This is a genomic window from Myroides sp. C15-4 (assembly GCF_050522745.1).
Lineage (GTDB): Bacteria > Bacteroidota > Bacteroidia > Flavobacteriales > Flavobacteriaceae > Flavobacterium.
This window is the reverse complement of sequence record NZ_JBMVQX010000003.1, coordinates 134,513-153,719: the sequence shown is the minus strand read 5'-3', so window position 1 is coordinate 153,719 and position 19,207 is coordinate 134,513. Positions and strand designations below refer to the sequence as shown.

The 19,207-nt window shown below is 37.3% G+C and carries 16 protein-coding genes; 12 read left to right on the top strand and 4 right to left on the bottom strand.

Going from position 1 to position 19,207, the window contains the following annotated elements:
• Positions 1–4 precede the first annotated feature (4 nt).
• Positions 5–727: a TIGR00730 family Rossman fold protein gene (locus ACPDHL_RS02590; RefSeq protein WP_430531239.1), complete on the top strand. Its 723-nt coding sequence runs from the start codon at positions 5–7 to the stop codon at positions 725–727.
• Between the two features lie 35 nt (positions 728–762).
• On the opposite strand, the gene ACPDHL_RS02585 is transcribed toward ACPDHL_RS02590, so the two are convergent.
• Both ACPDHL_RS02585 and rlmD read right to left on the bottom strand, forming a co-directional pair.
• Entirely contained in the window at positions 763–1,146 is a 384-nt protein-coding gene (locus tag ACPDHL_RS02585; protein WP_430531238.1) for a hypothetical protein, read from the bottom strand.
• A gap of 251 nt (positions 1,147–1,397) precedes the next feature.
• Entirely contained in the window at positions 1,398–2,810 is a 1,413-nt protein-coding gene (rlmD, locus tag ACPDHL_RS02580) for a 23S rRNA (uracil(1939)-C(5))-methyltransferase RlmD (RefSeq protein ID WP_430531237.1), read from the bottom strand.
• A gap of 448 nt (positions 2,811–3,258) precedes the next feature.
• Between rlmD and pfkA the strand changes: the two genes are divergently transcribed.
• Genes pfkA through ACPDHL_RS02560 form a run of 4 tightly spaced genes read left to right on the top strand, consistent with a single transcriptional unit; the run spans position 3,259 to position 6,508 of the window.
• Positions 3,259–4,245, top strand: a complete 987-nt coding sequence (gene pfkA / locus ACPDHL_RS02575) for a 6-phosphofructokinase (RefSeq protein ID WP_430531236.1) — start codon at positions 3,259–3,261, stop codon at positions 4,243–4,245.
• A gap of 28 nt (positions 4,246–4,273) precedes the next feature.
• A complete protein-coding gene (gap, locus tag ACPDHL_RS02570) occupies positions 4,274–5,275 on the top strand; it encodes a type I glyceraldehyde-3-phosphate dehydrogenase (protein WP_430531235.1) in 1,002 nt (333 codons plus the stop codon).
• Positions 5,276–5,288: 13 nt separating this feature from the next.
• Positions 5,289–6,134, top strand: a complete 846-nt coding sequence (locus tag ACPDHL_RS02565; RefSeq protein ID WP_430531234.1) for a BadF/BadG/BcrA/BcrD ATPase family protein — start codon at positions 5,289–5,291, stop codon at positions 6,132–6,134.
• Positions 6,135–6,139: 5 nt separating this feature from the next.
• Entirely contained in the window at positions 6,140–6,508 is a 369-nt protein-coding gene (locus ACPDHL_RS02560; protein ID WP_430531233.1) for a methylglyoxal synthase, read from the top strand.
• Positions 6,509–6,602: 94 nt separating this feature from the next.
• On the opposite strand, the gene ACPDHL_RS02555 is transcribed toward ACPDHL_RS02560, so the two are convergent.
• Both ACPDHL_RS02555 and ACPDHL_RS02550 read right to left on the bottom strand, forming a co-directional pair.
• Entirely contained in the window at positions 6,603–6,989 is a 387-nt protein-coding gene (locus ACPDHL_RS02555; RefSeq protein ID WP_430531232.1) for a RidA family protein, read from the bottom strand.
• Positions 6,990–7,001: 12 nt separating this feature from the next.
• Positions 7,002–9,536: a putative LPS assembly protein LptD gene (locus ACPDHL_RS02550; RefSeq protein WP_430531262.1), complete on the bottom strand. Its 2,535-nt coding sequence runs from the start codon at positions 9,534–9,536 to the stop codon at positions 7,002–7,004.
• 279 nt (positions 9,537–9,815) lie between these two features.
• On the opposite strand from ACPDHL_RS02550, the gene ACPDHL_RS02545 reads away from it, so the two are divergent.
• The 7 genes from ACPDHL_RS02545 to bshA all read left to right on the top strand — a co-directional run bounded on the left by ACPDHL_RS02545 (position 9,816) and on the right by bshA (position 19,174).
• Positions 9,816–10,949 carry an N-acetylmuramoyl-L-alanine amidase family protein gene (locus ACPDHL_RS02545; RefSeq protein ID WP_430531231.1) on the top strand — a complete coding sequence of 378 codons (1,134 nt, stop codon included), beginning with the start codon at positions 9,816–9,818 and terminating at the stop codon, positions 10,947–10,949.
• A 58-nt stretch (positions 10,950–11,007) separates the two neighbouring features.
• The gene (locus ACPDHL_RS02540; RefSeq protein WP_430531230.1) at positions 11,008–11,934 is read left to right on the top strand and encodes an MlaD family protein; all 927 of its coding nucleotides are present in this window, start codon (positions 11,008–11,010) and stop codon (positions 11,932–11,934) included.
• A 68-nt stretch (positions 11,935–12,002) separates the two neighbouring features.
• Complete coding sequence (locus ACPDHL_RS02535) at positions 12,003–13,328, top strand: 4Fe-4S dicluster domain-containing protein (protein ID WP_430531229.1); 1,326 nt, start codon at positions 12,003–12,005, stop codon at positions 13,326–13,328.
• 57 nt (positions 13,329–13,385) lie between these two features.
• The gene (locus ACPDHL_RS02530; RefSeq protein WP_430531228.1) at positions 13,386–14,177 is read left to right on the top strand and encodes a (Fe-S)-binding protein; all 792 of its coding nucleotides are present in this window, start codon (positions 13,386–13,388) and stop codon (positions 14,175–14,177) included.
• 2 nt (positions 14,178–14,179) lie between these two features.
• Positions 14,180–14,665 carry an ABC transporter ATPase gene (locus ACPDHL_RS02525; protein WP_430531227.1) on the top strand — a complete coding sequence of 162 codons (486 nt, stop codon included), beginning with the start codon at positions 14,180–14,182 and terminating at the stop codon, positions 14,663–14,665.
• Between the two features lie 371 nt (positions 14,666–15,036).
• Positions 15,037–17,931 (top strand): glycoside hydrolase family 3 N-terminal domain-containing protein, encoded by a 2,895-nt coding sequence (locus ACPDHL_RS02520; RefSeq protein ID WP_430531226.1) that lies wholly within the window; start codon positions 15,037–15,039, stop codon positions 17,929–17,931.
• A gap of 109 nt (positions 17,932–18,040) precedes the next feature.
• Positions 18,041–19,174: an N-acetyl-alpha-D-glucosaminyl L-malate synthase BshA gene (gene bshA, locus ACPDHL_RS02515; RefSeq protein ID WP_430531225.1), complete on the top strand. Its 1,134-nt coding sequence runs from the start codon at positions 18,041–18,043 to the stop codon at positions 19,172–19,174.
• The last annotated feature ends 33 nt before the right edge of the window (positions 19,175–19,207 follow it).

Below are 19,207 nucleotides of genomic sequence, written 5' to 3'. Positions count from 1 at the left end.
AATTATGAAAGAAATTTTAGGAAATGAAGAGGAGAAGATCCAAGAAAAATTCAAGCAAAAATCTTGGACAGAGATAAAGACAAATGATTCATGGGGAATCTTTAAAATCATGTCTGAATTCGTTAATGGATATGAAAAAATGGGCCGTATTGGTCCTTGTATTTCTATCTTCGGATCAGCAAGAACTAAAAAAGAGGATCCATACTATACCTTAGCTGAAGAAATTGCTTTTAAAGTAAGTAAAGCAGGATATGGCGTAATTACTGGGGGAGGACCTGGAATTATGGAAGCTGGTAATAAAGGAGCACATCTAGGACAAGGAGTGTCGGTAGGATTGAATATCGAATTGCCTTTTGAGCAGCACTTTAATCCGTATATTGACAGTGATAAAAACATTCAGTTCGACTACTTTTTCGTGCGTAAAGTAATGTTTGTCAAATATTCACAAGGATTTGTTGTTATGCCAGGTGGTTTCGGAACCCTAGATGAATTATTCGAAGCAATTACCTTAATCCAAACAAAGAAAATCGCTAGATTCCCAATTATTTTAGTGGGAACTGATTTCTGGGGTGGCATGTTGGAGTGGATTAAAAAGGTATTGCTCGATAAATACAGCAATATTTCACCAGAAGATATGGATTTAATCCAATTGGTTGATTCGGCAGATGAAGTGGTGGAACGCATTGATGCTTTCTACAAGAAATATACATTGAAACCGAATTTTTAAGTAGCTACCGCATAGGTTAAATACAAAAGGGACTATCACAAGACGATAGTCCCTTTTGTATTTGTAGCATTGTGTTCTCTCGCATATTGTTCAGATTTTTCTATACTTCCTGCTTCATCTAAATTTTTCAGTCCTTCTTCTGAACTAAATTCTTCGAGGAAGAGTTTCAGTTCCTTTAAATCAAGCTCCTCAATGGCTTTTCTGTTTTTGGGGTCATTGTAATCATAGGGATCTTCTAAATCATTAACAAAACCATGTTGATGAAAAAGGGTTTCCATTTGAACAATTTTCGCTTGATAGGAATCTTCTGTTAATTGATAGGGATGTTGAAGGTTTTGGGGTGCAACTTCTTGTTCTTCTTTGCTACAGCTGGATAGGAGTAAGGCAATAAGCCCAAATCCGAGTACTAGTCTTTTCATTTTTTAAAAATTTAAGTTATTATGTACAACTTGTCATTCAAAAAATAGTCCTGTTTTTTGCACTTCTTTCAAAAATATCCTTCATCGCGAAGAAATACTTCTTTTGTTGATGTATTTGGTGGGCTATAGCGAGAAAATGATCCTGTAAATACCTTCTTTTTTAGGAATTAATGTAGCAGAATGAACCATCTTGGGTAAAAAAAAGGAGTATCTCAACAAGAGATACTCCTTTTTTTGGTGTTTTTTTTGTATTATTTTAATTCCAATTGAACCACATTTTCCACGTGATGGGTTTGTGGGAACATATCAACTGGACGAACTTTAGTTACCTTGTATTTTGCGTCTAGTAAAGCTAAATCTCTTGCTTGTGTAGCAGAGTTACAACTTACATACACAATGCGTTTAGGCGCTACTTTTAACAACATATCAACCACGTCTTTGTGCATACCATCACGCGGCGGGTCGGTGATAATTACATCTGGATGACCGTGAGTGGCAATAAACTCATCGTTGAATACGTTTTTCATGTCTCCAACAAAGAAATCACAATTGGTGATGTCATTGCGTTCTGCGTTGATTTTTGCATCGGCAATCGCCTCTGGAACTGCTTCAACACCTACTACTTTTTTCGCCTTTTTAGAAACGAATTGAGCAATAGTTCCCGTACCCGTGTACAAGTCAAAAACCAATTCATTCCCCGTTAACTCAGCGTAATCACGCGTGATCTTGTACAACTCGTACGCTTGATCGGAGTTGGTTTGGTAGAACGATTTGGCATTGATGCTAAATTTCAACCCTTCCATCTCTTCTAAGATATAGTCGCGTCCTTTATATAAAACAACATCTTGGTCGTAAATGGTGTCATTCGCCTTGGCATTCACTACATATTGAAGTGAAGTAATTGCAGGGAATTTTGCCGCTAGATGATCGAGAAGCAATTCTCTTTCTTGTTTGTTGTCATAGAAAAATTGAATCATCACCATGATTTCTCCAATAGAACTCGTGCGGATCATTAAGGTACGCAATAGTCCTTCTTGCTCTCTTGGATTGAAGAACGATAGTTGGTTGGCATTGGCAAATTCGCGAATCTCATTGCGGATAGCATTGGATGGATCTTGTTGCAAATGACATTTTTGAATATCTAAGATCTTGTCCCACATTTTTGGTATGTGAAACCCTAGCGCATTTTCTTTTCCTATTTCATCTCCACTAGCAATCTCCTCTGGAGTTAACCAACGGGCATTGGAGAATGAAAACTCCATTTTATTTCTGTAAAATAGCGTTTTTTCAGAACCTAAAATAGGCTCAAAATCAGGTAATTCTATTTTTCCAATTCGCTTTAAGTTATTTTGAACCTCTTGGTTTTTGTAAAATAACTGTTGCTCATATGACATATTTTGCCACTTACAACCACCACAAGCACCAAAATGTTGGCACACAGGTTCAATGCGATGCTCAGAAAAATGATGAATTTTTATCGCTATCCCTTCGTAATATGCTTTTCTCTTTTTAACGGTTTGAATATCAACGATATCTCCCGGAACAACATGGGGAATAAAAACAACTTTCCCATCAGGAGCCTTAGCTACCGAAACGCCTTTTGCACCTGCATCAAGGACTTCTACGTTTTCGAATACGATTCTTTCTGTTCTCTTTCTTTTCATGCCACAAAAATAGCTTTAATTTTCATTTGTAGAATTTTTTTTCGCATTTGTGTAAGAAGGTGATTTTTTATTTTAATTGATTGATTATTATTGTTTTACTGTTTTTTAATTTGATTTTGAGTCTAATTTATATTGAGTCTATATTATGGAAGGAAAGAGGAGTAACTTCCACAGCAGTACCTGTGATAGGAACACAACTGATTCTTTTGCATGTTAGCTCGTTTAAAAAATGTTAACATATTGTATATCAGTTATTTTGAGAGTTTTTTAGTCTACTTGTTTTGAAATCAATTAACATTTTTAGTATCTGTTAGTTTGATTAAATGATGTTTGAGTAAAAAATAATTGATTTTTAACAAAAATATAATACCATTTTGGTAAACAAATCGCATTTATCGATTGATTTAGTCTAGGGTATTCCTTAAATTTACTAAAAAGAAAAGTGATTATGAGTAACCTTATAAGAAAGATAGGGGTTTTAACCTCTGGTGGTGATGCACCGGGGATGAATGCTGCAATCAGAGCTATTGTGCGTACTTGTTCTTACCACAATATTATGTGTGTAGGCGTGTTTAGAGGATTTCAAGGTTTGGTTGAAGGGGATTTTGAAGTGTTAGGGCCTCGTGATGTTAATTATATTATTAACAAAGGAGGAACCATTTTAAAAACAGCGCGTAGTGCTGCTTTCCGAACGGCTGAGGGCCGTAAAACAGCCTATGAAAACCTTAAGCAAGCGCAGATCGACGCTTTGATTGTCATTGGTGGAGATGGTAGTTTTACTGGAGCCATGATGTTGAGTAAAGAATTTGATATTCCCGTGATGGGAATTCCAGGTACCATCGATAACGATATTAATGGTACGAGCCACACGATTGGATTTGATACAGCACTGAACACTGTTGTCGATGCAGTGGATAAAATTAGAGATACCGCAAGTTCACATAAGCGTTTGTTTTTTGTTGAAGTAATGGGACGCGATGCGGGTCATATTGCCTTAAATGCAGGTATTGGAGCAGGAGCTGAGGAAATCATTATTCCCGAAGAAAATATGGGATTGGAACGCTTGCTTGAATCGCTGAAAAAGAGCAAACTCTCTGGAAAATCGTCGAGTATCGTCATTGTAGCAGAAGGAGAGAAATTAGGCAAAAACGTTTTTGAATTAGGTGAATATGTCGAAGAACATCTACCAGAATACGAAGTGCGTGTATCGGTTTTAGGTCACATGCAACGCGGAGGTGCTCCCTCGTGTTTTGACCGCGTTTTAGCCAGTCGATTGAGTGTAAAAGCTGTCGAAACCTTATTAGAAGGAGGGAAAAACTTCATGGTGGGATTGATCAATGATCAAGTAGCCTTGACTCCACTAGAAAATATTGTGAAAGGACATACCGCTGTCGATGCAGAATTATTGCGTGTGTCTGATATTATTACAATCTAAAGTAAAGAATTAAATAAAAAAGCAAAATATGAAAACAAGAGTTGGTATTAATGGATTTGGACGTATTGGACGTCTAATGTTAAGAGAAGCAGTAAAGAGAAATGATATAGAAATCGTTGCAGTAAACGATTTGATGGCAGTGGATCAATTGGCGTATTTAATTAAGTACGATTCTGTTCACGGTCGTTTTGAAGGTACAGTTGAGGTAGTGGATGGCCATTTAATTGTCAACGGAAAAGAAATTCGAGTAACGGCAGAACGCGATCCTTTGTTGTTGAAATGGGATGAGGTGAATGTAGATGTGGTAGCAGACTGTACAGGGGTATTTAAAGACTTAGCAGGTTGCCAAAAACACTTGGACGCAGGAGCGAAAAAAGTGTTGATTTCTTCTCCATCACCTGATGCTCCTATGTTTGTAATGGGAGTGAATGAAAAAGAATTAAAAGCAACGGATACCATTATTTCTAATGCTTCGTGTACAACGAATTGTTTGGCTCCTTTGGCTAAAGTATTAAATGATCACTTTGGTATTGTTGAGGGGTTAATGACAACGATTCACGCAGCTACAGCAACACAATATACGGTTGACGGGCCTTCTAAAAAAGATTTTAGAGGTGGACGTTCGGCTTTGGTTAATATTATTCCAGCTTCAACAGGAGCAGCTAAAGCAGTAGGAAAAGTAATTCCAGCGTTGAAAGGAAAAATTACAGGAATGTCTATGCGTGTTCCTACAGTAGATGTATCTGTAGTGGACTTAACAGTAAAACTTGCCAAACCAACAACTTATGAAGATGTAATGGCTGTGTTCAAAAAAGCGAGTGAAAATGAATTAAAAGGAATTATGGCTTTTGTCGAAGACGATGTGGTATCACAAGATTTTGCTTCGGATCCTCATACGTGTATTGTGGATGCAAAAGCAGGTATTGCTTTAAACGAAACTTTTTATAAATTCGTGGCTTGGTATGATAATGAATATGGTTATGCTGCTAAAATGGTAGATATGGCTGTATTGTTAACTACAGTAAAGTAATAGCAAGAAAAAAATGAAAATAATCGTTGATAGCGGTTCTACAAAAGCAGATTGGATCTTTTTTGATCAAGATAATAAAGTGGTAACTTCGGTGACAAGTCTTGGACTTAATCCCGAAGTTATTACATTAGAGGAGTTTCACACCCGTGTCAATACAGTGCCTGACATTGTTAAAAACAAGGATAAAATCAAGCAATTGTATTTTTATGGATCGGGCTGTGGATCAAATCGAAGTAAAACAACCGTACGCGATTTTTTTACGTCTTATTTCGTCAATTGTCAAGCGATACACATACAAGAAGATACCTATGCAGCAGTCTATGCTACGGTAGGTCAAAGTGAAAAAGGAATTGTTTGTATCAATGGAACGGGATCTAATGTGTCGTATTACGACGGAGAGTTGATCCATCAAAAGGTACAGTCTTTGGGCTATATGGCAATGGATGATTGCAGTGGAAGTGCTTTAGGTCGTTTGATGATTAAGGCTTTATTCTTGAATTATATGCCAGTGGAATTGGCAAAAAAGTTTAAGCAGAAGTATGATTTAGATGCTGATGTTGTAAAGTACAATTTTTATAAAAAGGAAAATCCCAATGCGTATTTGGCTTCCTTTTTACCGTTCTTGATTGAACATAAAGACCATCCTTTCTTTCAGGCAATGATTCGAGAACAGGTCGTCTTTTTCGTGGAGCATTATATTAAAAGTCATGCGGAAGCAAGTGTGGTTCCAGTACATTTTGTTGGTTCTGTAGCTTACTTCTTACAAGATGAGTTTAGTGCTGTGCTACAAGAAAAAGGAATAACAGTAGGGAAGATCATTCAAAAACCTTTGGATGGATTAATAGACTATCATAAATAAAAAAAATGGAAATAGCAATAATTGCCCATGATGGTAAAAAAGATGAAATGCTGATCTTTATTCAAAAGAATAGAGCGATTTTATCTAAAGAAGGTGTGGAATTGATCGCAACAGGTACGACAGGTGGACTGGCACAGAAAGAGGGGTTTGAGGTAAAGCGCATGCTTTCAGGACCACTTGGTGGGGATGCACAGATTGCGGCTCGTGTAGCAGAGGGAAAAACAAAAATGGTTTTGTTTTTTAAAGATCCCCTGGGAAAACACGCGCATGAACCGGATATCAATATGTTACTCCGCGTATGTGATGTACACAATGTTCCTTTGGCAACAAATGAAGCAAGTGCACAATTGTTATTAAACGCTATTGGGTTATAAGTGATGGGGTATAGGAAACTGTCAACCGATTAACTGTCAACTGTAAACGAAATAAAAAACAAGGGGAACCATTTTGGTTCCCCTTGTTTTTTATTTAAAATCTTGTAGCAATCATGGAAATTTCAACATTGACGTTGCGCGGTAATTTAACGACCTGAATGCATTCTCTTGCTGGTGCTGTTTCTGCTTGGAAAAAGCTTCCATAAACCTCATTAACTGTGGCGAAATCATTCATATCAGTTAAAAATATAGTTGATTTAACCACATTTTCAAACGTCATTCCCGCCTCTGTTAAGATAGCTTTTAAATTCGCCATCACTTGGTTTGCTTCATCTTCAATACCTGTAGTAACTAACGTTTCGGTTGCTTGGTTAAAGGGGATTTGACCCGATATAAAAAGCAAATCACCGACTAGTACGGAATGATTATAAGGACCAATGGGTTTAGGTGCTTGATTGGAATTGATGATTGTTTTTTTCATGTTGATATAGAATTAAAAATAGCGTTTATCTGGTGCTTTTCGTTTTTCCCACTTGATATCACTTAGCATGGATGACTTGATTCCAATAAAGAAGCCCCAGCTAGTATACGTACCAATAGGTACCCAAGTGAAGTCCATGCGCCAACTCAATAGATCTCGTTCAAAGCGGAGTTGGGTAAACGTAACTCCTTTTTGTGCAAAGTCATAACCAGATGAGAATCCAACTTTCCAGCGAGGGGTAAGTTCGATATTTCCAGACATCATGACCGAGTTACTCGCAATTTCATTTTGCCTCGAGGAGTTATTATAGGTCAAGGAGTAAGCGAAGGTTAAATCCCAAGGTAATTTAGCATTGTAAAAACCTTCAAAAGGACGGTCTTTCTTGTCGTCAAACATACTTTGCCTATTGTCGCCTAAGTTTCCTGCTTGTCCGAATAAATCATCACCACGTCCTCCGTTATCTACCGAGTTTTGGTTTGGTTTTTCAGTATTTCCAAATAAAGGGTCGTTGCTTGACATGGACCAGTTGATCGTTACGTTAGCACTGGTTAAACGGAATAAACTACCGCCATTATTGATATTGAACATATCAATACGCTGGTTGTTGTTATTTAAGGCATAGGGATCTAAGGTAGCCCCTATATTAATTTGCATTTTATCTTTGAGGATGTTGGTCCCTGTTGTAAGGCGCATAGGGGCCCATTTTAACGAGTCTGCCGACATATTATAACTGGTCGACAAGTTTAAGTTATTCAATAACATTACTTTTCTAAAACCTTCATTTTCTTCTTCATCTCGTACTTTGGCCTCAAAAGTATTGTTCACCTGCATGGTAAGCATGTTGGAATTCATTTTGCCTGGCGCTCCAAACAATCCACCTTGAAAACGCGTATAGTCCTGCATAGTCTGTCCTGTTGCATCAATAGCATAGGTGTCGTAGTACTTTTCAAAACTAGGCGTGTAGGAGTATCCAACGTTTGGACGCATCACGTGGCGAATGGCTTGAATCTTACTGTCTTTGCCAAAGTCAAACGTACCATAAATGGTCGTTCCTATATTTGTAGTAAGATTATACGTACTGAAGCGATCGAATCCATTCACGCGGATATCATCTACGCGGTTTGTTTCCGGATTGTATTGCTTTTTCATGGTGTTAAATACCCAAACTTCATTGTAGCTACCGCCTGCGGTAACGGAGAAGTGTTTAAACAACTTAAAGTTAGTTGTAATAGGTATAGAGTGTTGAAAACCAGTATTTAAACTATCAAACATCGCTTGTTTGAAGAAGTTGTCTTCGTGTATATTCACACGGTTATCACCTCTTACACTATAGGATAAGTTTAAGTTTTTGATCAGTCCTTTTTTCGAACCAACCTTTGGTGCAAAAGGGAACATGCGATCCACACTCACTTGTAGTGTTGGTAAACTCATGTTTACGCGCCCCGTGTTGGTTGATTGAGAATGCGTTGCCGACAGGGACATATTGACTTGTGGTGTACTTTCAAAGGTTTTGGAATAACTGATGGAGGAGTTCATCGTATTGTTTAACGAGGCACCAACGTTATAGGAGTTATTCGACTGTCTAAAGTACTTACCACTACCCATGTTTACGGATGCAGAGAAACGCGAACCTGGATTCGCCTTGGCATCTTGGGCGTGGTTCCACTGAATGTTATAAATAGTATTCTTTTGATAATCAGGTAATCCGCGTTCGCTAAATACGTTGTTTTCGTAGCGAATCAATACGCGACCATTGTATTTGTAGCGCTTGGCATAGCTACTGCTGGTGCGCAACGCCCAGCTACCATTGGTGTAGTAATCCCCCTGTAAGGTTAAATCTGCTTTCTCACCCATGGCAAAGTAATATCCCCCGTTTTGTAAATAATATCCCTGCTGGTTGGTTTCCCCAACGCTAGGGATAATAAATCCAGATTCCGCTTTCTCTGACATAGGGAAGAAGGCGAAAGGAAGACCTAGTGGAGTAGGAACATCAGCAATAACCATATTTGTAGGGCCTACTACTACTTTTTTATTGGGAACTAATTTTACCTTTTTCGTTTTGAAGTAGTATTCAGGATCATCTAAATCTTTTGCTGTAGTAAAGATTACATCCTCCATGAAATAGACCGAGTCATTTTCCTTTTTGGTCATTCCTGATTTAATATTGAACTCTCCTTGTGAGGTACGGGATTGCCATACTAAGGCGCGTTGTGACTTCGTGTTGTAAACAATAGAGTCAGGCTCAACTACTTGTCCTCCTTGTTTGAATACAGGTGCTTGACTTAGGTTGCCTAAGCTGTCTTTGATACGACCAGCATAAATCTGATTTTGCTCATAGTTAAATACGATAATTCCCGCAGTCAATTCAAAATCTTGATACTTTAATTCCGCTTCGTTATATAGTGTAATTTGCTTTTTCTTCTGATCGAGCTTGTTATAGTCCTTCGCTTTACGGAAGACAATATCTTCTAAATAGCCCTTTACAGGAGGTGGAATACTGTCTTGTAAGGGTTTCGCTTGAGGCGTAGAATCTTGGATGGATACCATAGTATCTTTAGCCAAACTATCAAAAAGTTTGGAGTCTTTGTTATTGGCTTTCAGTGAAGTAGTTGTTTTGTTGAACTCTTGAGCTTTCACTCTAGGGAATGAAAACATCCCTAAAATAAACAAAACTATGACGATATTGAAAATATTAGTACGCAAATCTATGAATATGTGCTATTTTTGTAAAATCAAACCCGTTGTTTTTAACGTGTCAAACTTACATATATTTTTTCTGAAAAATGTAATTTAATTTATATTAAACGAATTCTAAACGACTTTTTTATGAACAATAGAGTTGCTCAATTGCTGTTAGTTTTTTCTTTCCTATGCTTTACGGTTACTACCTTAGGGCAAAGTAAAAAATTTAAAGTGGTATTGGATCCTGGCCATGGAGGAAAAGATTCTGGAACGAATCATTCTAAGAATGTGGAGAAAGACATTGTATTAGCTGTTGCTTTAGAAACGGGAAAAATTCTCGAGAAACACAAAGATATAGAGGTAATCTATACCCGCGATAAAGATGTTTTTGTGGAAGTAAAACAACGATCTGTTATTGCAAACGACAAAGGAGGAAACGTATTTGTTTCGATCCACTGTAATGGAGTGGATGGGAATGCAGCTTATGGTACTGAAACTTATGTTATGGGTTTGAGTAAGAACAAATCTAATCTTGATGTTGCAAAAAAGGAGAACTCCGTAATTATGATGGAGGACGATTATAAAACAAAATATGCCGGGTTTGACCCCAGTGCCCCAGAATCCATTATTGGACTTACATTAATGCAGGAAGATTACATTCATCAAAGTATTGATTTAGCGAGTCGTGTGCAAGATGGCTTTACCTATGAGTTAAAGCGAAAAAATAGAGGAGTAAAACAAGGACCTTTTTGGGTACTACACGGTGCTTTTATGCCAAGTATTTTAATCGAATTGGGTTTTGTGTCTAATAAAGATGAAGGAGCGTACTTATCTTCTAAACAAGGACAAAAAGAGCTGGCGGAATCCATTGCCAAGGGAATTATTGAATATAAAAATGCCTATTACGGTGGAGATGCTTCAACAACGTTGGTTGAAACATCGACCAAAACATCATCTACGTCTACATCGACAAAAACTAAAGCTAAAACAAAAACAGAAACGACTTCAACGCCCACTACTGCAAAAGGCGTGATTTTCAAAGTTCAAATTGCAGCGAGTTCACGTGTTTTAGAATTGAAACCTAAAAACTTCAAGGGTCTTTCAGACGTGACGATGGAAAAGGGGACTTCAGTAAATAAGTATTTTTACTCCCAAACATCGGATTACAATCAAGCAAAAAAACGCTTAGAAGAAGCTAAGGCAAAAGGACATAGTTCTTCGTTTATTGTTGCTTATAAAGATGGTAAGAGTATCAGTGTAGAAGAGGCATTGAAATAAACACTGTTTTTTAAAAAATAAAAGTTTATTTTTGCGTGTTATATAAAAATATAGAGTTTTGAAAATATCTAGAGAAATTAAAACAGCTATTTTAGTATTAGGAGCAATTGCTTTATTTATTTGGGGATATTCTTTTTTAGATGGAAGAAATATTTTTGATAATAGTACTAAGTATTATGTTGAATATGATAATGTTGAAGGGCTTACTACTTCTTCAAACGTAACGATCAACGGTTTAGTAGTAGGGAAGGTCTCTCGTATCAATATTAATGCCCAAACAGGGAAACTTGTAGTGGAATTAATGATGTCACATCCCATTGAGATTGCCAAGTCAAGTGTGGCTACAATCTATTCACCAGGCTTACTAGGTGGAAAGGGAATATCAATTGATCCAAAATTTGGTGACACCGACTATGCAGAATCAGGACAATACTTGGAAGGAGCTGTACAGTTTGATATTACAGAAAAATTAGTAGGAGAGTTAGAACCGTTAAAAGCAAAAGTGGACGAAGTATTGTCTAATGCAAATGCCATGTTAGTAGCGGTGAATGGAATCCTAGATGAGCAAATGCAAGCAGATCTAAAAGCAAGCGTTTCTGAATTAAACGGTACTTTAGCCGGTGCAAATAAGTTGATGCGCGGCATTGAGCCTCAATTAAATGGTACCATGACAAACCTAAATGTCATGAGTAAGAATTTTGTGGGGCTTTCACAAGAGTTAAGCGAATTGGATATTAACGGAACATTTGCTAACTTACAAAGTGCTTCAGCTAATATAGATAAACTATTAGCTGATATAGAGAACGGAAATGGTTCTGTTGGAAAGCTATTAAAAGACGAAGAATTATATAAAAACCTAACGGGAGCTTCAAAAGAATTAGAAGAGCTAATGCGTGATTTAAAAGAAAATCCAAAACGTTATGTTCACTTTTCATTATTTGGTAAAAAGGCGACACCTTACCAAGAAAAAGAGGAAAACAAATAATTAATCGAAATTTAGAACCAATCTAACCAAAAAAACTAACAACTTTACAGAAACAATTTATTACAACTATGCAGTATTTAGGCCAAGCATTATTTTTAGTATTACTTATCGCGGGATTTGGCTTCTTTATTCGAAATGTAAAGAAATTAATTCGCAACATTAAGTTAGGTCGAGATCTTGACCGCACCGATAGACCTAAAGAAAGATGGCGCAATATGATTCGCGTTGCATTGGGGCAATCCAAAATGGTAAAACGTCCAATTCCTGCAATTTTACACATTTTTGTGTATGTAGGATTCGTAATCATTAACATGGAAATGTTAGAGATTATTGTGGATGGATTATTTGGTACCCACCGTGCGTTTAGCTTCTTAGGTGCTGCCTATGATGTACTCATTGGAAGTTTTGAAGTCTTGGCATTCCTTGTTATTTTTGGCGTTGTTGTTTTTTGGATTAGAAGAAATATCATTAAATTAAAGCGTTTAAACCAACCTGAATTAGAGGGGTGGGCAAAACGAGATGCTAATAATATTATCTACATCGAAACTATTTTGATGTTGTTCTTTTTGATCATGAATGCGGCCGATTACTATTTGCAACTTAATAATTATTCGCATTATGTTTCGGTTGGATCGTTTCCAATATCAAGTTTAATCGCTCCTGTTTTTAACGGAATGGATTTTGCAACGGTCGCTTTTATTGAGCGCTTTTGCTGGTGGGCACATATTGTAGGGGTTATGTTGTTTATGAACTACCTATACTATTCAAAACACTTGCATATTTTCTTAGCTTTCCCTAATACGTACTATGCGAATTTAGAACCGCAAGGTGAGTTTGATAACTTAGAGTCAGTAAGAAAAGAAGTAGCCTTGATGATGGATCCTAATGCAGATCCTTTTGCAGCACCCGCTGAACCAGTAGGAGAACCGGAGAAATTCGGAGCGCAAGATGTAATGGATTTGAGCTGGGTTCAATTGTTGAATGCGTATTCTTGTACAGAATGTGGTCGTTGTACCTCTTCTTGTCCGCAAAATACAACAGGAAAAAAATTATCTCCACGTAAGATCATGATGTCAACACGTGATCGTTTGGAAGACGTAAGTAAAATATTGGATGCAAACAACGGTACGTTTGTAGATGATGGTAAAACACTGTTGAACGATTATATTACGCCTGAAGAATTATGGGCATGTAATACGTGTAATGCATGTGTGGAAGAATGTCCAATCGATATCAGTCCTTTGTCTATTATTATGGATATGAGAAGATTCCTTGTAATGGAACAAAGTGCTGCACCGACTGAATTAAACAATATGATGCAGAATATCGAAAACAACGGTGCACCTTGGCAGTATAACCAAATGGATCGCTTAAACTGGAAGGACGAAAACTAAGTAACTAACAAAATAAATTGACAACAGCTGTTGATTTTAAATAGACACCAATAAATTATGTCAGAAAATTTAGTAGTGCCTACAATGGCCGAAATGATGGCAAAAGGAGAACAACCGGAGGTTTTATTTTGGGTTGGTTGTTCAGGTAGTTTTGACGATAGAGCAAAAAAAATAACGAAGGCATTTGTAAAATTGCTGAATAAAGCCAATGTGCCTTTTGCAGTACTCGGTACAGAAGAAGGATGTACTGGAGATCCAGCAAAACGCGCAGGGAATGAATTCGCTTTCCAAATGCAAGCCATGATGAATATTCAAGTATTAGACGGATATGAGGTAAAGAAAATTGTAACCGCTTGTCCACATTGTTTTAATACGTTGAAAAATGAATACCCTGGTTTAGGAGGAAAATACGAAGTTGTGCATCATACGCAATTTTTAAAATCCCTTTTAGACGACGGACGATTAACGATTGAAGGAGGAAGTTTTAAAGGAAAACGCATTACGTTTCACGATCCTTGTTATTTAGGACGTGCGAATAACGTGTTTGAAGCTCCACGCCAATTAATCGAGAAATTAGATGCAGAGTTAGTTGAAATGAAGCGTTCTAAGCTTAACGGCTTCTGTTGTGGAGCTGGTGGAGCACAATTGTTCAAAGAACCAGAAAACGGAACCAAAGAAGTTCACGTAGAACGAACTGAAGAAGCCCTTGGAACCAACGCTGAAATTATCGCTGCAGGATGCCCATTTTGTAATACGATGCTTACAGATGGTGTGAAATTTAAAGAAAAAGAAGGCGAAGTTAAAGTACTTGACGTGGCCGAATTAATCGCAAATGCAGAAGATTTATAACTATGTTTAAGCCATTTGAAGAAATGCCTGATCATTCAAGAGTTTGGATTTATCAGTCAAATAGAAAGTTTTCCGATGAAGAGGTGCAAGAAATAGACGAAGTACTCAGTCGTTTTACAGCAGAATGGGTGGCACATGCAACTCCCTTAACCGCTTCATACGAAATTAAATACAATCGATTTATTATCCTAGCAGTGGATCAAGATATCCATCCTGCTTCTGGATGTTCTATCGATGCATCAGTACGCGTTATTCAAGATATCGAACAAAAATACGGTGTAGATTTGTTGGATAAAATGAATGTGACGTATAAAACTGGTGAGTTTATCGCTTTTAAAACCGTGGTGGAATTTAAACAAATGGTAAAAACAAAAGCAGTTTCTGCTCAAACTATTGTGTTTAATAATCTAGTAAATGATTTAGGCGAATATAGAGAATACTGGGAAGTACCAGCTGAAGAAAGTTGGCACAGTCGCTTTTTTAGATAGTATAGTGATCCACAGGATTACAACAAAAGAATCATCGTCAAATACAGACGATGATTTTTTTTTGCTTCTATTCAAGCAAAGACCAAGTGCCTTGACGTAAAACCTAGTGGATAGTCACAAAATAACAAAAAACGACTGATACTAAAGAAGTTGTGTTTTTGTAGGTATTGTTTATGTGAAAATATTCATGATATTATTGTTTTTTTTACTGAATTAATGTATTTTTTTTGTAAAATCATAGCGATATTACAACGTAAACTTAACTAGGCTTCTTTTTTAAATAAAGTAGATTTGTTAAGTTTGCAAGAGGTACAAAATCGCCTTGGTATTTCTGCAAAGGATTCCTATATTTAAAAAAGCTAAAAAAATCTATGAAAAAAGTACTTCTAACAGTATTGTTATTGCCTTTATTGTCCTTAGGACAGATAAAAAACAAACTATATTCTCCTGAAATTCAACAACGCCAATGGGTGGATAGTGTCTACAATTCGATGTCGTTAGACCAGCGAATTGGTCAATTATTCATGGTGGCTGCTTATTCGAATAAAGATGAAAAGCACATTCAAGAACTTGAACGTTTAGTCAACACCAATGAGGTTGGAGGGCTGATCTTTTTTCAAGGAGGACCGCAGCGACAAGCTGCTATTGCGAATCGCCTGCAAAAACAAAGTAAATTACCTCTACTAGTAGGAATTGACGGCGAATGGGGCTTGCGTATGCGATTGGATTCTACTTATCGCTTTCCGTATAACATGACACTAGGAGCGATTCAAAACCTAGCGTTGATCGAAGAAGTTGGAAAAGCCATGGCAAAGCAATCGAAACGCTTGGGGATTCAATTTAATTTTGGTCCTGTTGTCGATGTGAATATTAATCCTGAAAATCCTATTATTGGCGTTCGCGCTTATGGGGAAACACGTGAAATTGTGACAGATCGCGCCTTGGCTTTTACACGTGGCTATCAGGGAGAAGGGCTCTTTGCAACGGGGAAACACTTTCCAGGACATGGAGATACATCTACAGACTCACACCACAAATTGCCATTGATTGACTTAGATAAAGATCGCCTACATCGCGTAGAGTTGTATCCGTATAAGAAATTGTTCAAGGAAGGCCTGTCTAGTGTGATGGTTGCTCATTTGAATTTACCTGCTTATGAACCCAATAATGCTATTCCTAGTTCGTTGTCGTACAATGTGGTAACAAAATTGTTGCGCGAAGAATTAGGCTTTGAGGGCTTGATTTTTACTGATGCCCTCAATATGAAAGGCGTGTCATCTTACTTAACACCTGGAGAAGTTGATTTAGCTGCATTTCAAGCAGGAAATGATTTGCTGTTGTTTTCTGAGGATGTAGCAAAGGCCGCAGTAAAGTTGAAAGAAACCTATGAAAAAGGGGATATTACGGAAAGTCGACTGGCTTTTTCGGTAAAAAAAATATTGGAGTATAAGTATAAAGCAGGGTTGAATAAGCCTTTACAGATCGATCGAACAAATCTTGTTGAAGATTTGAATGCTGCGGAGTACGATGACTTAAACACAAAATTGTACAATGAAGCAATTACCTTAGTAAAGAATAGCAATAAGCTAGTACCGATTCGCAAATTAGATCATGAAAAAATTGCCTATGTACAGTTAGGTGATGATGATGGAACGCCATTTTTGGATATGATGCGAAATTTTGCTCAGGTTGATGTTGTAAGTAGTACAGATTTAACGCGTTTGTCTGCGTATACCCTTGTTGTTGTAGGCTATCACAAAGTGGATAATCCTTGGAGAAATCAAAATCTATCTGCGGATGAAAAAAGAATACTGGGCGACATAGCCAAAGCTAATCGCACGCTTTTAGTTTCTTTTGCTAAACCTTATGCCTTAACAGGAGTGGAAGCAGAGATCAAAGATTTAGAAGGGGTAATCGTGGGGTATCAAAACAATACTTTTGCAGAACAAGCAGCAGCTCAAGTTATGTTTGGCGCTTTGGGAGCAAAAGGTGAATTACCTGTTAGTATTACGAGTAAATATGATGTAGGAACGGGAATAAAAACGAAGCCGATCCACCGCTTGGGATTTTCAACCCCTGCAAATGAAGGTTTAGACCCTGTTGTGCTAAAAAAAATTGACAGTATTGCACAATACGCCGTGGAGAATCAGTTGACGCCTGGAGCTCAAATTCTGGTTGCCCGCCACGGTAAAGTAGTGTATAACAAATCCTTTGGCTATCATACGTATCAAGCAAAAGATCCTGTGAAAAATACAGATTTGTACGATTTGGCTTCGTTGACTAAAATCTTGTCAACGCTTCCTATGGTGATGAAATTGTACAATGAACAAAAAATCAATATGCACAGTAAATTAGGAGATTTAGTACCTGAATTTAAGCATACAGATAAAGCGAATATCACCTTAAAAGATGTATTGACTCATCAATCGGGTTTAGTGGCTTGGATTCCTTTTTACAAGGTCACCCTAGATAGTACTTCACATCCAGCTAGTCAGTTGTATCGTCCACACTATTCGACTGATTTTCCGACACAAGTAAGTGAAAATTTATTCCTTAAAAAGGATTATACCAAAGTGATGTTAGAAGAGATTGCCAACAGTCGATTAGCGAGTAAACCTGACTATAAATACAGTGATTTGGGGTTTATTTCCATCAAAGAATATATTGAGAAAACGTATCACCGTACATTAGACCAAGTGGTTCAAGAAAAGTTTTATAATGCGATGGGCGCTACTCGTTTAACATATTTGCCATTGCGTAAATTCGATTCCAAGGAAATTCCACCAACCGAAGAAGACAACTATTATCGCTATACAACCATTCAAGGATATGTACACGATATGGGAGCTGCTATGCAAGGCGGAGTTTCGGGACATGCGGGACTTTTTGGTACGGCGTTAGATGTGGCTAAAATGATGCAGTTGTATTTGAACGAAGGAGAATATGGAGAAGACCATTTCTTTTCTAAAGCAACGTTTGAAGTTTTTAATTCTTGTGTGTATTGCTCGAATGGAAATAGACGAGGACTAGGATTTGACAAACCACAACAAGAAGGAAAACCAGGTCCTACTTGTGGGTGTGCCTCAGTAACGAGTTTTGGACATACGGGGTTCACTGGAACGATGACTTGGGCAGATCCGGAAAAAGAGTTGATCTATGTGTTTTTATCTAATCGCACCTATCCCGATGCTAGTGTAAATCGTTTGTCAAAAGAAAATATTCGAGAAAACATACAACAGGTTATATACGAGTCGATTAGGGATTAATAGGAAGTGATGCTGGTGTTAAATTATTTGAATTATATAAAATCAAAAGGGAAAGATTATATTGAGTATAAATAATTCGAAGTATCTTTAAGCACCAAATAATTCACATATGAAAATCGCAATCGTATGCTACCCAACTTTTGGAGGAAGTGGAGTTGTAGCTACAGAGCTAGGTTTGGAACTAGCAAAAAGAGATCATGAAGTACATTTTATCACCTATAGTCAACCCGTTCGTTTAGCTTTATTAAATCCTAAGATTTATTATCACGAAGTAAATGTACCCGAATATCCATTATTTCACTATCAGCCGTATGAATTGGCTTTGTCAAGTAAGCTAGTCGATATCGTTAAGCTATTTAATATTGACGTTTTACACGTACATTATGCCATCCCACATGCATATGCTGGTTATATGGCCAAACAGATGCTGAAAGAAGAGGGAATTGATTTACCGATGATCACAACCTTACACGGAACGGATATTACCTTAGTAGGTAATCATCCCAATTATAAAACAGCAGTTACGTTTAGCATAAACCATTCCGATTTTGTTACTTCTGTATCTGAATCGCTAAAGCAATCAACGTATGAGCTGTTTCAGAGTAAAAAGGAGATTTGTGTAATTCCGAACTTTATTGAAGTAAAAGAGGTAGACTGCTCCGAAACGCCGTGTAAACGAAGTGCTATGGCTGAAAAAGGGGAGTTTATTATTACGCATATCAGTAATTTTAGAAAGGTGAAGCGCATTGGCGATGTGGTAAAAATATTCTATGGCATACAAAAAGCCGTACCTGCAAAATTGATGCTCGTAGGTGATGGACCAGAGAAAGAAAAGGCAGAGCGCTTGGCGATGGAATTGGGAATCTACGATAAAATTATCTTCTTTGGAAATAGCAATGAAGTCAATCAAATTTTAGGATACTCCGATTTATTCCTATTGCCTTCTGAAACTGAGAGTTTTGGGTTAGCAGCTTTAGAAGCAATGGCAGTTGGCGTACCAGTTATTTCAAGTAATACAGGAGGTTTGCCTGAAGTGAATGACCACGGTGTTTCAGGTTACCTAAGTGATGTAAAAGATGTCGATGACATGGTTAAAAATGCCTTAGCCATCTTACAAGATGAAGACACACTTTGTCGCTTCAAAGAAGGCGCTCGTAAAACAGCTAAACGCTTTCAAATTAGCGAAATATTGCCAATCTATGAAGAATTGTACGAAAAAGCAGTGGCGTTAAAAAAGAAATAGAAATTAAATTTTAAAGTATAAAAACGCATATAA